At 45.8% G+C, this 14,046-nt stretch carries 15 protein-coding genes; 6 read left to right on the forward strand and 9 right to left on the reverse strand.

Going from position 1 to position 14,046, the window contains the following annotated elements; translation table 11 throughout:
• Window positions 1-67: 67 nt before the first annotated feature.
• Together ABVN36_RS08325 and ABVN36_RS08330 are read right to left on the reverse strand one after the other, a co-directional pair.
• Window positions 68-1,309: an MFS transporter gene (locus ABVN36_RS08325; RefSeq protein WP_023138145.1), complete on the reverse strand. Its 1,242-nt coding sequence runs from the start codon at window positions 1,307-1,309 to the stop codon at window positions 68-70.
• Window positions 1,299-2,807, reverse strand: coding sequence for an FAD-dependent oxidoreductase (locus tag ABVN36_RS08330; RefSeq protein ID WP_023138146.1), 1,509 nt, complete (start codon window positions 2,805-2,807; stop codon window positions 1,299-1,301). Before ABVN36_RS08330 ends, ABVN36_RS08325 begins: the two co-directional genes overlap by 11 nt.
• A gap of 44 nt (window positions 2,808-2,851) precedes the next feature.
• On the opposite strand from ABVN36_RS08330, the gene ABVN36_RS08335 reads away from it, so the two are divergent.
• Both ABVN36_RS08335 and ABVN36_RS08340 read left to right on the forward strand, forming a co-directional pair.
• Complete coding sequence (locus tag ABVN36_RS08335; protein WP_023138147.1) at window positions 2,852-3,340, forward strand: MarR family winged helix-turn-helix transcriptional regulator; 489 nt, start codon at window positions 2,852-2,854, stop codon at window positions 3,338-3,340.
• A gap of 192 nt (window positions 3,341-3,532) precedes the next feature.
• A complete protein-coding gene (locus ABVN36_RS08340) occupies window positions 3,533-4,606 on the forward strand; it encodes an S-adenosylmethionine:tRNA ribosyltransferase-isomerase (protein ID WP_023138148.1) in 1,074 nt (357 codons plus the stop codon).
• A 57-nt stretch (window positions 4,607-4,663) separates the two neighbouring features.
• Here the strand turns inward: ABVN36_RS08340 and ABVN36_RS08345 are convergent, their stop codons facing one another.
• The 5 genes from ABVN36_RS08345 to ABVN36_RS08365 form a co-directional block, all read right to left on the reverse strand.
• The gene (locus tag ABVN36_RS08345) at window positions 4,664-5,053 is read right to left on the reverse strand and encodes a RidA family protein (protein WP_000194089.1); all 390 of its coding nucleotides are present in this window, start codon (window positions 5,051-5,053) and stop codon (window positions 4,664-4,666) included.
• A 170-nt stretch (window positions 5,054-5,223) separates the two neighbouring features.
• Window positions 5,224-5,508 (reverse strand): type II toxin-antitoxin system RelE/ParE family toxin, encoded by a 285-nt coding sequence (locus tag ABVN36_RS08350; protein WP_000221345.1) that lies wholly within the window; start codon window positions 5,506-5,508, stop codon window positions 5,224-5,226.
• Window positions 5,498-5,746, reverse strand: a complete 249-nt coding sequence (locus ABVN36_RS08355; protein ID WP_000885424.1) for a type II toxin-antitoxin system Phd/YefM family antitoxin — start codon at window positions 5,744-5,746, stop codon at window positions 5,498-5,500. The genes ABVN36_RS08350 and ABVN36_RS08355 overlap by 11 nt, the downstream gene beginning before the upstream one ends.
• A 412-nt stretch (window positions 5,747-6,158) precedes the next feature.
• A complete protein-coding gene (locus ABVN36_RS08360; RefSeq protein WP_000418733.1) occupies window positions 6,159-6,512 on the reverse strand; it encodes a hypothetical protein in 354 nt (117 codons plus the stop codon).
• A gap of 2 nt (window positions 6,513-6,514) precedes the next feature.
• Window positions 6,515-6,904: a hypothetical protein gene (locus ABVN36_RS08365; RefSeq protein ID WP_001044696.1), complete on the reverse strand. Its 390-nt coding sequence runs from the start codon at window positions 6,902-6,904 to the stop codon at window positions 6,515-6,517.
• 878 nt (window positions 6,905-7,782) lie between these two features.
• Here ABVN36_RS08365 and ABVN36_RS08370 point away from each other — a divergent pair.
• Entirely contained in the window at window positions 7,783-8,115 is a 333-nt protein-coding gene (locus ABVN36_RS08370) for a DUF1493 family protein (RefSeq protein ID WP_023138149.1), read from the forward strand.
• A 274-nt stretch (window positions 8,116-8,389) separates the two neighbouring features.
• Here ABVN36_RS08370 and ABVN36_RS08375 read toward each other — a convergent pair whose 3' ends face one another.
• Window positions 8,390-8,578 (reverse strand): DUF29 family protein, encoded by a 189-nt coding sequence (locus tag ABVN36_RS08375; RefSeq protein ID WP_001276021.1) that lies wholly within the window; start codon window positions 8,576-8,578, stop codon window positions 8,390-8,392.
• 412 nt (window positions 8,579-8,990) lie between these two features.
• On the opposite strand from ABVN36_RS08375, the gene ABVN36_RS08380 reads away from it, so the two are divergent.
• A complete protein-coding gene (locus ABVN36_RS08380) occupies window positions 8,991-9,899 on the forward strand; it encodes a LysR family transcriptional regulator (protein WP_023138150.1) in 909 nt (302 codons plus the stop codon).
• 173 nt (window positions 9,900-10,072) lie between these two features.
• Complete coding sequence (locus ABVN36_RS08385; RefSeq protein ID WP_023138151.1) at window positions 10,073-11,053, forward strand: nitronate monooxygenase family protein; 981 nt, start codon at window positions 10,073-10,075, stop codon at window positions 11,051-11,053.
• Between the two features lie 254 nt (window positions 11,054-11,307).
• On the opposite strand, the gene ABVN36_RS08390 is transcribed toward ABVN36_RS08385, so the two are convergent.
• Window positions 11,308-12,774, reverse strand: a complete 1,467-nt coding sequence (locus ABVN36_RS08390; protein ID WP_077908601.1) for a hypothetical protein — start codon at window positions 12,772-12,774, stop codon at window positions 11,308-11,310.
• Between the two features lie 257 nt (window positions 12,775-13,031).
• Here ABVN36_RS08390 and ABVN36_RS08395 point away from each other — a divergent pair, with 257 nt between their 5' ends.
• A complete protein-coding gene (locus ABVN36_RS08395) occupies window positions 13,032-14,039 on the forward strand; it encodes a LacI family DNA-binding transcriptional regulator (RefSeq protein ID WP_000201080.1) in 1,008 nt (335 codons plus the stop codon).
• Window positions 14,040-14,046: the final 7 nt, after the last annotated feature.

The raw sequence follows: 14,046 nt of genomic DNA on the forward strand, positions 1-14,046 counted from the left end.
AATATAAGTACAATACTTTTGATAAATAACGGAAGAAGGGAACAATAATATTTGTGACGTTGTCACATTATTCTGTTTCTGGTTTCACTATTAGCACTGAACTTTTTGAAAGGTAAATCATTGCCGTCACCAGACCAATAATGGCGACAGCGATAGCTATACCGATCCAGACGCCATACAGGGCATAACCCAGGACCAATCCGCCCAATACGGGGGATATAAAATCAGCGATTGCGATTAATGCCTGTGCCGTTCCGATGACGATACCTTGTCGGGCAGGCGATACATGGACGGACAAGGCGGCAAGATAAGTGGGTTTGGCTAGCGCATCAGCGATGCTAATACAAACGATAGCAAAAATAAGCACTGGTATGGTCGTGGCGATACCCGCAGTGAGAAATCCAGTACAAAGAAGGGCGAAGATGAGGATAATTAGCTTTCGCTCCGAAAAATATTGGCTCACCCAACCTAACAGAAATAGCTGAACGAAAATATTAATAACCCCGTCCGCCATTAACAGATAGCTTAACGCTTTTGGCCCAAAGGGAAGCCCATTCCAGATGAAGGTGTCAGAAAGAAAAACAGGTAATTGTGAAGAGTACATGCCATAGGCGAAGAAATGACAAAGCATTACGATGATTAAGACGCGAAGGACTGGCATCTTTAAAATAGCGCGGGCAGAGAACGACGCTATTTTATCTGTGGTACGTGATGTTGTGGAAGGGTCTTTTAACCCCCAAATCGCGACCAGGGCAGCCCCAAGGACAAGTATAAAGGCGGCGTAGATCGGCGCACCCAGACTGATACGCGATAGCCACCCGGAAACGCCTGCCCCGACAATACCGCCTAAACCAATGCAGCCAGTGAGGATACCGATTGCCTGGCGCCGATTTCTGACGTGCGTACAATCGGCAATATAGGCTGCGGCGGCTGACAAATTCCCGGCGCTAATGCCAAAAAGCGTGCGGGCGAGCAGGATAAACAGGATACATTGCGCGTTGGCGAGTAATAGTAGACTTATCGCCGCAATAGCCAGCGTGACAATCAGTATTCGCTTGCGGCCAACGCGATCGGAAAGGTGGCCAATCAGGGGCGCCGCACAAAATTGGCTAAAAGCTTCAGTGGCGATGATGATTCCAATGATAAGCGGCGAACCGCCCATCTCGCGGATATAAAAAGGCAGTACCGACATTACAGCCGCTGTACTGGCGGCGTAAAGGCCGACAAGCAGGAAAACAGGCAAAATACGCCGCTTGTTGAGCGGGGTGATAGTTTCGCTGTCGGTGTTCTCATAGACATTAGTATTCATCTTTAATCCCTATGGCAAAACGAGAGAGATAATTTTCAATATCGTTGCTCTGTTTGCCGTGAAAGAATGCGCCGACATAGCCATCGGGTCGGATCAGCACGCATTGACCCGGGGCCAGATGATAGGACTCCCGGAAGTGCCCCAGGGTATCGATGAGCTCGTCCTGCTCGCCAATGTGATGAATACGCAGTCCTCGCCGCGCATCAATTACCTTACCGTGGGTTTCGTAGGCCAACAGATTCCAGTCCGGACCCTGGAGTAACTGAAATAATCGTAATGATTGGCCGCCAGCGCCCAAAAGAGGAGCATCCGGAGCTCTTTCTCCCGCTTGTAACCCATGCTGACGTTCGGGCAACGTGTGGGCTAAGGGGGAGTTGCTATACTGGATGTCAAGTTGTTGAACGTCGCGTTCTCGTTTGATGCCACCTTGTTTTTGAGAGTCAAGTAATCGGGTAGAAAGGTGGAGCAGTGATTCGGCTACCGGGCGGCGTTCCTGTTCATAGCTATCGAGAAGCTCTTCTCCTGCGCCCCGCAGCAAGGCTGCCATTTTCCATCCCAGGTTATAGGCATCCTGGATGCTGGTATTTAACCCTTGCCCACCCGTCGGCGGATGCACATGAGCGGCATCACCGGCTAAAAATACCTTACCCACACGGTAATGTTCCGCTATGCGCGCATTCATCTGGTACTTCGATACCCAGGGAATCGAATGGATGCGGACATCCGTCCGCCCGATTCGTTCAGTAAGAAAAGCCGTGAGCACGTCGGCTGAGAAATTCTGCGAGTCGTCCGGGGCCAACAACGCCTGGATTTGAAAGAGCTGCGTGCCGGCGAGAGGGCAAATCGTTATCATCCGCGCCATATCGCCATCGTTAAAATGGTGCCATACATCCCGGTTCAGACCGGAAAGTGAAGCGTCAGCCACAAGCGCATGGATTCCCAACGTACGGCCGGGAAAGCTGACGCCTAATTTTTTTCTGACAAAGCTTCCGCCGCCATCCGCGCCTATCAAATAATGCGCGATGATGACCTCTTCTCCAGCCGGCCCGGCAACATACGCGGTGACCGTGCGTGGGGTTTGCGCAAAATGTCGTAACTCGCAGCCGAACTCCACCCGATGTCCCCATGCTTTTAATTGCTCCCGCATAATCGTTTCTGTCACGTTCTGTGGAACCATCAATGGCAGATGGTAGGGTTCGGCATGGGTCGGTTTTGTATGATGCGCAATATCTGAATCTACATAGCTTCCGTCGTGACGGTAGGTTCGTAATCGGGGATAGAGCCCGCCGGCGGCGACCACTTTATTGAGTATCCCAAGATCCTCGAAGATTTCTTGCGTTCGCGGCTGAATACCCTTACCGCGGGAACCGGTAAAAGGCGTCGTTCTTTTCTCAATCAGGCGAAATGAGATCCCGTGACGCGCCAGTTCGATGGCTAAAGTAAGCCCGGTAACGCCAGCGCCGCAGATCAGTACATCTGTAGTGGTGTATCTTGTCATCGTCTCTCCGATATGTGTATTATGCACATAAGAGGAGACATGCTATGTCAGAAAATAAAAATGTGCAAGATACACATATTTCCGAGCAAATGAAGGCGCTTCACGGTGCGTTGATTCGCGTGGTAAGCGCGCTTAACCGGCCTCGTAATGATGAGAAATTAATTGCAGAAGCGGGGATTCAACTCGATCGTGCGCTATTTTCGATCCTTATTAGTATCGAACGTTTAGGGCCGATTGGCGTTGTTGAGTTAGCCGAACGTGCCGGTCGTGATTATACGACGGTAAGCCGACAGGTCGCCAAACTGGAGAAGCTGGGATTGATAATACGGCAACATAATGCCATCGATCGTCGTATACGCGAGGCCGTTATTTCCCGGACAGGAAAGGCGATGACGGAGCGTATAGACGCTGCTCGAGAGCAAATGGGCAAAGTTATTTTTAAAGACTGGCCTCAGGATGAACTTGATGTCTTTGTTCGGTTAATGCAAAAGTTTGCCGATGCAATGGATAGCGATGCTTCAATGCCGGAATAAGCAAAAGAAAAGGGCGGTCAAATCCGATCGTCCAGCTTAATATCGGTATCTGACATTGATTAAATAGCCAGCAAAGTAAATATAACAACAACATTTATTGAGTTAATTTTCACCCTTTGAAAGGCCAACGTATAATGCAGAATACGGCTATATAACAATCGCCGTATCAATGGTTTTTCAAAGGGTAAATATATGCTTACCGAAAAATATGATTTTCGCATTACCGATCAGATGACTATCCCACTCAGACCTCATTGGATAGCCAATGATTCATACAGGGAAAAGTGTAAAATGCTTGTCCTCAACCGGAGTAAAGGGGAAATTCATAAGGTAGACTTTAGTAAAGTAACAGATTATATCAAAGAAGGTGATGTAATCTGTTTTAACGACAGTACTATAATAAACCATATGTTTATCTGTAAAACAAGACAGAATAGGTTAATTAAAATTGTTTTAGAGGGATTTTTACCAAATAATAGAGTAATTATTTCCGGACTTTTAAAAGAAAGGCTTAACGCGAATGATGTTTTCTCTTTGATTGATAACCCTGAAATTTCCATTAAGATAGAGCAAAGGTTTAGCGAGGAGAGCCAGTACCGGGCCGTCGTGGAAAATCATGAGGCCTTAATTTGCTATTTAGCCAGTCATGGTGAGCGTCTTGATGAGTATGTGGACTCCAGCTTGTTTTATAAATATCCAGATGCTTACCGTTCCGTTTTTTCTAAAAAGTATGGTTCTTTGGAAATACCTTCTGCCGGCATTCATTTTACCTGGGATCTTATCCAAAGAATCAAAGATAAAGGTGGGTTAATATCCTTCATCACTTTACATGTTGCATCAACAGAAATGTTGTCCAACAGAAAAATACAAACAAAATGTGTAGAGGAAGTGACTATCAACGAAGAATACTACGAGGTTCCACAAGCTACAGCGGATATCATTAATACTGCGAAGCAAAATGGCGGACGTATTTTTGCCGTAGGAACTACCGTTACACGATGTCTGGAATCTGCGTATTCGAGAGAGCACAATTGCCTAAAAGCAAGTTCTGGCTGGACTGCGCTTTATATACATCCAGGTTATCAACTTAAAGTGGTTGACTGCCTGCTAACGAACTTACATCAGCCAAAAACGACGCATATGGTGTTAACTGGTCAGTTTGCTGGGGTTGATCTACTCATGAAGGCCTATGCCTCAGAAGATATCCAGTCATGTCAGTTCGATATGTTTGGTGATTGCATGTTAATCATACAGGATGTAGGGTAGGGGTGAATAAAATAAAACCGGTACACATAATGCTACCGGTTTTACCGAGAATAAGCATCAGGGGATTCGGGCAATAACCTTTATTTCGAAATCAAAGCCGGCCAGCCAGGTAACGCCAACAGCGGTCCAGTTAGGATAAGGGGGATGGGCAAATATCTCCTGTTTCACCGCCATCACGTCGTTAAGTTGTTGCTCTGGATCGGTATGGAAGGTGGTGACATCCACTATGTCATCGAATGTGCATCCTGCTGCAGTCAGTGTTGCTTTCAGGTTTTCAAAAGCAAGCCTCACTTGTTTTTGAAAATCAGGCTCCGGCGTGCCGTCTGTGTGACTGCCTACCTGGCCTGAAACAAACAGTAAATCACCAGAACGGATGGCTGCGGAATACCCATGTTCCTCATACAGAGAATGGCGGTCGGCAGGAAAAACCGCGATACGTTGCGTCATAATGTTATCCTCAGATAGCGTAAACACTCCGGGCGGGAATAAAATGAATGTCACATACACAACGTAGGCCATAGTTTCATATACGTGGCATATGTCAAGGTGCCGTCACATAAAAGAACTGAGCCTGTTTGTCGTATCGTTTGACGGGAAAGAGAGTATTTCCTGAGTGATTAGCTTCTGTGTCGTGTCACTTTGTAGACGGCATCATTTTCACGCTTTCCAACACCAATGACAGTTACCGTGATAATTTCATCTTCGACGCTGTACACCAGTCTGTATCCTGCACCACGCAGCTTAATTTTGTACTGATCCTTTCTTCCATGTAATTGAGAAGCCGGAACCCGAGGGTTTTCAAGCCGTTCCCTTAGCTTTTTTTTAAACTGTTCCTGTATGGTATGACCCAGTTTTTTCCACTCTTTTAGTGCTGATTCGTTAAATGCCAGCTTATAAGTCATCAATGTTGACCTCAATGACGCGTTCATTCGCACGCTCATCGATAATACGACCGAGTTCTTCATCCTCAAGAATATCCATAAGATGAGCATAAAGTGCCGGAGGCACACAGTAGAAAGCCGGTTCATTACGGTTAAGAATGGCAACTGGAGCGCCATCTCCGGCATTGAAAGTTCCCATTGGATCACGTTTCAGTTCTGTAATGCTTGCTGCAGTAGTCGTTAAAATTTGAAATGCCATAATTTACCTCCTGGTTGATGACTAAATATAGCACCTTTAATAGTACTAATAAAAGCATCCTTCACGAAGGGGATTCAGCTCCAGCCCGGTCAGTGATGCGGGCAGCTGACGGTTTTTTCAAGGCTAAGTTCAGATGTCCAGAACCTCGCTTAGAGCGTCCACATTATGTGAGTAAGATCACACTCGGAAGTGACGGACAGAGATACCCAGGCGCAGCGCGGCCATCTGGGTGCTCAGGACACTGGTCGACAAACCTGGACAAAAATGGCTACAAATAGGCATTAGCATTGGGCCTCTACAATTTAAATGCGCATAATGTACGGCTGTTGAAAAGGCCGCTGCGAAAATCGGATCCCGCAACGGCCTTTTTAGCATAACGTCATTGGGCGAACCAATTGCTATTTTCCAATACCTAATCACCCCTGGAATGATAATAATAAAGATATGCCAATCCAACTGGAGCGATAAATATTGAAAATATCCAACATAAGCACATTGTGATGACCTTAGCCATTAACATCACTATCGCATTGATGAAGAAGACATTTTCACCCATTATGAACGAAACAACCTGCTCATATACGAATCTTGCATATGGATAAAGTAACGCATTGATAACAAAGAATATTACATTACCCACCTTCATCCCAGAAGGATTCTGCATAGAGATGTAAATAAAGAATGTTGAAATTATCGCGCCAAAAATGAAATGGCGAATATAATAACTTGCTTTTAAACCCCCTAAAGTTTTTCGGAATAACTCCATATTTAATAAGCTCCCTTTTCCTTTGCGAGGATTAAAACACCTTCGGTATAAGAGTAACCATATCCGTAACCATATCCACCTCTGCCGGTTCCATTGTTGATAGACCCTGAGTCATATTTAAATCCCCAGTTTCCGGACGTTACTGGCGTTATGCTAATAACTTCAAATCCGTCTTGGTTGAGCTTATCTACTGTGCGTGTAATATCTTCATTCAATCTTTCACCATCAACCTGGCAATCTGACCATCCTTCCTGTACTACCTCTTTTTTGCGGATTTTTTCCTCAATATCAATAAATCCAAGAAATCGTTTTGTATTTCCGGTGGGAACTTTGACCGTTACCTCTTTGTAGATAGGTTGGAAGTAGCTTGGTACATACACGGTTTTGTTCATAATTTACCCTTTCCTTGTGTTTAAAAATCACCCAACCAAGAACATTCAGTGTTGGTAATACTGCACGTTTGTCTCATTCCTGAGGCTGTTAATTTTTTTACACCTCTCCAGACATCGCTTTTTTCATAAATCTTTTGTACTAGTGGTGTATGATCCTCGTGTATCAGGTGCAGATTTACCAATAGCAGCAGGATGATATAGTGAAGTGGCGAATATAATAACTTGTTTTTAAACACCCTAAGATTTTTCGGAAAAACTCCATGTTTAATAGTTATCTACTGCGCGTGTAATATCTTCATTCAATCTTTCGCCATCAACCTGGCAATCTGACCATTCATCCTCAATATCAATAAATCCAGGAAATCATTTCGTTGCCATCAAAACAGTTGAGCAGCAGGATATGAAGGCTCTTCGAAGCACTCGTCAGTTGATGGTGGAGCAGCGGACTGCACTGGCAAACTTCAGAGGGATAGGTAACACATATCCATATGTCCTGCATCTGCTACATATATAATCTGCATATACTGACCCTATGAGGAAACGTATTGGCTGCAGAAAATAGCCGGCATCGGCACGGTGTCGGAAACACATCCGGAAGGGGTAACTATGCGAACTCCGCTGTTCGCTCAACGATTTCCTGGAGCCGATCACAGGTGGAGTAGGGAAGAACAGCGTCATTAAGGCGGAGTTCTTTAAGACCATCCGGGTAGTGCCAGACCTCGATATACTTCCCGATAGCCCTCATCATGTACCAAAGGCTGATTCAGCCTCACCAAAGCGGAGGTGCATCAGGTGACCGATAGCATCATCAATAAAAACAAGCAGGCAGCATTTCGGCGCTCGTCCTTCAAACGCATTGCCAGAGGAAGCGATAAAATATGGTAAGTGATATTCTTGAACAGCGGATTTATGAACTGGTAAGAAGCCATGATGGAATTTACCTTTTTAAGAAAAAAGAACTGACACCGTCAACAGATTTGGATTCAGATCTACGGTTGGAAGATGATGAAGCACTGGCATTGATGGATGATTTTTTTACGACATTCAATGTAGATAAAGGGAATTTCTCGATCACAACATACTATCCGCCAGAACCACCGCTAAAGCATTTGCTTAATCCGTTTCGCAAAAACGATATTCCTCAGGTGCCGGATTTCACGATAGGTATGCTCATTGCGTCTGCCAGGGCTGGTCGCTGGTTGTATGACTGATTCACGCTGGGGGGCTGCTTTTCGCCTTCCGCTATTATGGTGCGCATAATGTATATTATGTTAAATGCACCAGAACATTTAAAAGACATGTTAAGGCGGCTGGATTCGTGCATGCCAAAAAACTTCTGGCCCATAAGTTTGATCCCTTCCCTACCGTGACGCTGCGCGAATTCTGTTGATTTGCACCCGCTATCCTGCACACGATTTCACGCAGCACACGCCGCGCAGACATAAAAAAACCGGCCATTGTGACCGATTCGTCACTGTCAGTGTGTCAGTCCGGGATGAAATCGTCGCGCAGCGCATCAGCGAGCGCCCACGGCATTTCAGACGGAAAACTCTTTTCACGCGCTGCAGATAACATGGCATCGCCGTAGGACTCAACAGCCATTTCCGACAGTTCCCGTTTTAATAACGGGCTTTTTTCCAGACGACGGGCAATTTTCCTGCGCTGCGCTGACATGGACTAAAAAATCAATGGGAACCTCATTTCATGAGGTTTGATTATTCACTGTCTGCCATTGTCTTGCATTCATACTCGCCACCTACACTGGCGGCGGTCAAACATAATTCATCGGTTATCAGTTCGTATTTTAACGTCGCGCCTGGCATGACCTGCACATGCGTAACCGTATCGCCTGGCCTGTTTGTTTTTGTATACGACGCCGCCGAACATCCAAAAAAGTTGCGAAGAATTGGTAGCGATTCTACAAATGACATGTCTTACCTCAACCACCCGGTAAAAGTCATATATCGATAGCAGTATGTTACTCCAGATGAAACAATCGGTTCAGAAAGGGATATGTTCCAGCAGACAGGAATGTTATAAGGAGCTTCCCCCTTCGACACAAATAATGGTTGAGGACTGAGAACAGATGCAGCTGAATATGCTGGAAGCCATGAATATTTATGTCAATGTGGTAGAGCAAGGGAGCTTTATCCGCGCGGCGGAGGTGCTTGAGCTGCACCGCCCTGCTGTTACCCGCGCCGTTCAGAATCTGGAACATGATCTGGGCGTTAAGCTCCTGCATCGTACAACACGACAGGTCAGTATGACGGATGAAGGGGAAGAGTTTTACCAGCGTTGCCTGTCGCTCTTAAGCGAGCTGGACGACGTCCGGCGATTATTTTCCAGCACGCAACCGCCGAAAGGCCGCCTGCGCCTTGACGTCCCTATTACGCTCGCCCGGGCAGTCATCATTCCGGCTCTTGGAGATTTTCAGAACCGATACCCGGATATTGAGATTGTACTTGGCACGGCCGATCGCAAGATTGATTTGATTGCCGAGCGTGTGGACTGCGTCATCCGACTTGGTGAGCTTAATGACTCCAGTTTTGTTGCCAGACGTCTGGGAACGGCAGCCATGGTGACCTGTGCTGCGCCATCTTATCTTGCGAAGCATGGCACGCCGCACTCTATCGATGAGCTGATGAAGTCCCACCGGGCTGTAAATTTTTTCAGTAATCATAGCCTGCAGATAATGGAGTGGAAATTCACGGTTGATGGCAGTATCGCGTCAATAAAAATTCCCTCCAGCATCCTGGTAGACAATTCAGAAGCGTTTCTTTCATGCGGGCTGGCGGGGTTGGGGGTTCTACACGGATTGCGTCCGTCTCTTGCACCCTTTATTGCCAGTGGAGAGCTGACAGAGATCCTCACTGATTTCCCGCCCCCGCCAAAACCGGTTTCACTGCTTTACCCGGATCGTCGGTATCTGGCACCTAAAGTTCGCGTATTCATCGACTGGCTGTGCGAGGTTTTTGGTCCGGATGCACATCTCTGATAACGCTCTTTCGTGCATACCCGACCTGAAGATTGTTACTTTATCAGTAATTCTGTTTTAAAGATTGGATGGTTTTTCGTAACAATAAAGAGGTTTAAGATCTTCTTCAGATTAATTAACTACCACAGTCGCCTAAAAGGCTGGCTGAAAATTTGTTCGAAGGAGATCACGTCATGAAGTACAACCGTATCTGCCAGATCCTGGGTATCGAAAAACCTGTTATACAAGGCCCACTGTCCTGGCTTACCGATGCAAGACTGGTTGCAGCCGTAAGCAACGCCGGTGGTTTGGGTGTGCTTGGCCCAAATGCGGGCTTAACAGCGGAAACTGCTGTATCAACGCCTGAAGAAACAGCAGAAAAAATGCGTGAAGAAATTCGTAAAACCAAAAAACTTACCGAAAAACCATTCGGGGTGAACCTTATTCCAACCCCTGAAAACGACATCTGGACTCCGCCTATCCTACAGGTAATAAAGGAAGAGGGAGTAAAAGCTGTTGTTTATACCGGTTACGGAGAAGGAGCTATTATCACTTCGCTGTTTAATGAACTAAAAGAGTCGGGTATTGCAATTATTTACCGCGATATTAATCCGACACCTGAAAATACACGTTTAGCGGAAAAAGCCGGCGCCGACATTATTGTTGCAACAGGTTTTGATGAAGGTGGCACATTGCCGGGCACCGCGCTTGGCACCTTTTCGATCGTACCGCTGATTGCGGACTCGGTGAAGAGTGTTCCCGTCATGGCTGCAGGCGGGATTACCGATAGCCGTACCGCCCGTGCTGCCCATGCGCTGGGAGCAGAGGGTGTCTTTGCTGGTTCGGTGTTTATTGGGACAGAAGAAAGCCGTGTGCCGCAGTCAGTAAAGGATAAAATCATTAATGCTAACGGCCTGGATTTGCTGCTTTTCCGTACCCTGCCAGATTACTACCGCTCACTTCCTGGCAAGCTGGCTGACAAGCTCGTGTCGATGGATAAAGCTGGTGCAAGCAATGAAGAACTGGCCCAGACGATGGGAGGTTTACGCGGGCTGCGTATCGGCATGCTGGAAGGTAATACAGATGAAGGATACATTGCGCTGGGCACGGGCATTGGAAATATCCGCAGCATCAAGAGCGTAGCTGAGGTCGTGAACGAGCTGGCCATTTGTTAAGGGCAGTACTGACTGCAAAAGCAATCGAACTTTGCGAAACGGCCTGGCGCGCAGCGGCCCTCTGACACAAGATGTGGTAGTGTTTTCAGACATTGAAACGCCATAGGATGTATTCCTCCCCTACCCTGTGACTACCGGCTCACCACCGGACAAGCCGCTGTGCTTATCAGCAAAGCCGAAATGATTGTTTGAGTAACTTTACGACAATTGCTTCAAAAACTGACTTCCGCTACCAGACGGTATACACAGTATGACTATTTCTTTTTATATGCCCCATACAAAAGCGATACGGGTGTTTTTTCTAATATCTGGATTTCATTTTTATGTGCTTTATGTTCACTAAAAATATCTGCCAGACTTTTACCTCCAAAGGCCAGGCCAATTCCCGTTGCTGCTGCTGAAAGTAATGTCAATTGCGGCATGGCAAGTGAAGCTATACCTAACGTGGCTGTTCCTGCAAAAATTAATCCAGATGAGATCTTTTTTTTCTTTGAATTCTTAATGGCTGATTCATGCGACTTTCCATACTCTTCGACCACATTGATTAAATGTTTTGAAAAATTATTTGCCGCATCTTGCATTTGATCTGGTGTTTTTCCTTGCAAGTCATGCCTTGAGATTCTTAGTTCATGCCTTAAGGATTCCAGTTGACCTCTTTCTCTAATCTTTTTTAATTCCAGATCGGAAAGCGCAGTAAGGAATTTTACTTCCGCGGCTGAAAGACCCATTGTAATCGCTTGCTCTTCAGAAGAAAGAGGATTTAATTTACCATAATCCTTGACCAACTGCTCCGTAGTCCATTCATGTAAAAACATATGGTTACTATAAATAACCGGATCAATGCCTAATAGTGTTGCCGATAATTGAGTTGATCGTTGTGCATAAATTGCACCTTCAACCTTACCCAGTAAGGTTGCTATAGCTGACGGCAGATCGTAATCCAGAAGATCTACCTCTCTTGTTGTAAAACTCTTTAAATCTGTATCGTAAACCCAGACTTCTTTTTCGATGTTATTGAAATTATTAAGCAATGTTTTTAATAATTCTTTATTTGTTAGGATCTTCTGGAATGTTTCTTCATTTCTCCCAAAGTGCTCAAGAAACGCTAAATAAGTAGCGTAATCCATTTTTCTATCTTTAAAAAAGAGCTGGCTTAGAAAAGCGGCAGATTGTTCATGATTGCGTTCTTTATCAAAATCCAGTAATTCAGGAACGATTAGAAAAATTGGATAATCATCATCAATAGTCATAAATGGGATGGCGCGAAATAGATTGGAAACATGTTCAAGTAATACCAACCTGCGCATGCGGACATAACTATTATCTGGTGGCAATGACAAAAATGAATGCAGAGAGCTAAGAGAAGGAAAATGTAATGGATCAACCATTATGATGCTATCAAAATAAATCCCCAGAGATCTAAGGTGATTAGATATGTTATAACCAAAGCGTTGAATCAGAAGTAATAATCGATAACTTTTAGACGCCCGCACTTCTGTTATAAGTGCCGCGGCGTGAGTATCCCAAAATTTATTTAGCAACACCATTAGGTTTGTAAGTTGATTATCTAACTCGGGAGAGCTAATTAGCTCTTTCAGGATGAATCTACGTAATTCTTTCAGTTCTAAATTTCTAAACGCATATTTATATTTTTCAGAAAAAGCGTTTTCCATCAATAAAACATATTCATTCTGTATGCTTTTTGTAATACTACTCATCATCTATCTCCGAACCACCACGCAACGATTTCCCAGTGTAGTGGTTCTTATCATGTGTATATTGTTAGTCATGTTATCGTAGAAAATTCAGTGGTCAATAACTCATTGAGGTAGCTACTAAAATTTGCAGTTACCAGGATTTAGGATGATTTTAAAAATGTTTATAAATTCAGGCTGCGCCGCAGTGATTGCACTGATTTCCACGTAACATGATAATCAATGGCTTTGATACCCTTTAAACGAACAAATATGAGCTTAACATGGCGACAATAAAGGATGTTGCATCCATGGCCGGTGTATCAACCGCGACTGTATCACGCGTCATTAACCAGACCGCGTGGGTTGAACCCGTCACGCGCGAACGTGTAGAGAAAGCCATGCGCGATCTCAATTATCGCCGGAATGCCGCCGCTATCGCGCTGGCGAAACGCAGCGGCGATATGCTCGGATTGTTAACCGGCAATCTGGCTGATCCTTTTTTTGCCCGCCTTGCTCGCGGCGTAGAAGATGTTTCTCGTAAGCAGCAGTATCGCTTGATGGTATGTAGCGGCGGCCACGACGAAGAAATGGAAAAAGCGGGACTAGATTTTCTGGTTAATCAAGGTTGTGAGGCTATTGTTGTACACGCCAGCCGATTACCGGATAAAGAGCTGCTGCGCTACGCAGCCCACTTTCCAGCGCTGGTTGTTGTGAATCGTTATATCGCCGGTATGGCCAACCGGTGTATCTGGCTGGAAAATCGCAGCGCCGCCAGGGAAGCGACCCGATATCTCCTGGCGAACGGGCATCGGCGCATTGCCTGTGTGACATCTGACTTGCCAATTATTGATCGTCAGGAACGCCTTGATGGTTACCGTGAGGCGCTGGAAGAATATGGTATTTCTCCAGACCCTCGCTGGGTGATTAGCGTTCCGTTTAACGAAGAAGGCGGCGAGCGGGCCGCGCATCAACTTATTAATAGCGGGCTTCCCCTTACGGCAGCGGTCACGTTTAACGATGTGATGGCCGCTGGCATTATGCGTATTCTTCATCAACGCGGCGTTCAGCTTCCGCAACAGCTCTCTATTGTCGGCTTTGATGATGTGGTGCTGGCCCGGTATCTTTATCCGGCGTTAACAACAATGCATTATCCGGTCGAACAAATGGCGCGTTGTGCCGCGCAACTGGCGATACAGTTATACCAGGGCATTACGCCGCCGCCCAGCAGCAATCATTTCAATGCCGAACTGGTGATCCGCGATTCTGTCGCGCCCTATTTTTCACGATGAATGCGTC

The organism is Salmonella sp. SJTUF15581 (genome assembly GCF_043356775.1).
GTDB lineage: Bacteria > Pseudomonadota > Gammaproteobacteria > Enterobacterales > Enterobacteriaceae > Salmonella > Salmonella enterica.

Excerpts from the sequence above, each read along its gene's own strand:
- ABVN36_RS08340 (WP_023138148.1), top strand. The coding sequence starts at position 3,533 with ATGCTTACCGAAAAATATGATTTTCGCATTACCGATCAGATGACTATC.
- ABVN36_RS08360 (WP_000418733.1), bottom strand. The coding sequence starts at position 6,512 with ATGGAGTTATTCCGAAAAACTTTAGGGGGTTTAAAAGCAAGTTATTAT.
- ABVN36_RS08375 (WP_001276021.1), bottom strand. The coding sequence starts at position 8,578 with ATGTCAGCGCAGCGCAGGAAAATTGCCCGTCGTCTGGAAAAAAGCCCG.
- ABVN36_RS08325 (WP_023138145.1), bottom strand. The coding sequence starts at position 1,309 with ATGAATACTAATGTCTATGAGAACACCGACAGCGAAACTATCACCCCG.
- ABVN36_RS08335 (WP_023138147.1), top strand. The coding sequence starts at position 2,852 with ATGTCAGAAAATAAAAATGTGCAAGATACACATATTTCCGAGCAAATG.
- ABVN36_RS08370 (WP_023138149.1), top strand. The coding sequence starts at position 7,783 with ATGGTAAGTGATATTCTTGAACAGCGGATTTATGAACTGGTAAGAAGC.
- ABVN36_RS08395 (WP_000201080.1), top strand. The coding sequence starts at position 13,032 with ATGGCGACAATAAAGGATGTTGCATCCATGGCCGGTGTATCAACCGCG.
- ABVN36_RS08390 (WP_077908601.1), bottom strand. The coding sequence starts at position 12,774 with ATGATGAGTAGTATTACAAAAAGCATACAGAATGAATATGTTTTATTG.
- ABVN36_RS08345 (WP_000194089.1), bottom strand. The coding sequence starts at position 5,053 with ATGACGCAACGTATCGCGGTTTTTCCTGCCGACCGCCATTCTCTGTAT.
- ABVN36_RS08350 (WP_000221345.1), bottom strand. The coding sequence starts at position 5,508 with ATGACTTATAAGCTGGCATTTAACGAATCAGCACTAAAAGAGTGGAAA.
- ABVN36_RS08355 (WP_000885424.1), bottom strand. The coding sequence starts at position 5,746 with ATGGCATTTCAAATTTTAACGACTACTGCAGCAAGCATTACAGAACTG.
- ABVN36_RS08330 (WP_023138146.1), bottom strand. The coding sequence starts at position 2,807 with ATGACAAGATACACCACTACAGATGTACTGATCTGCGGCGCTGGCGTT.
- ABVN36_RS08365 (WP_001044696.1), bottom strand. The coding sequence starts at position 6,904 with ATGAACAAAACCGTGTATGTACCAAGCTACTTCCAACCTATCTACAAA.
- ABVN36_RS08380 (WP_023138150.1), top strand. The coding sequence starts at position 8,991 with ATGCAGCTGAATATGCTGGAAGCCATGAATATTTATGTCAATGTGGTA.
- ABVN36_RS08385 (WP_023138151.1), top strand. The coding sequence starts at position 10,073 with ATGAAGTACAACCGTATCTGCCAGATCCTGGGTATCGAAAAACCTGTT.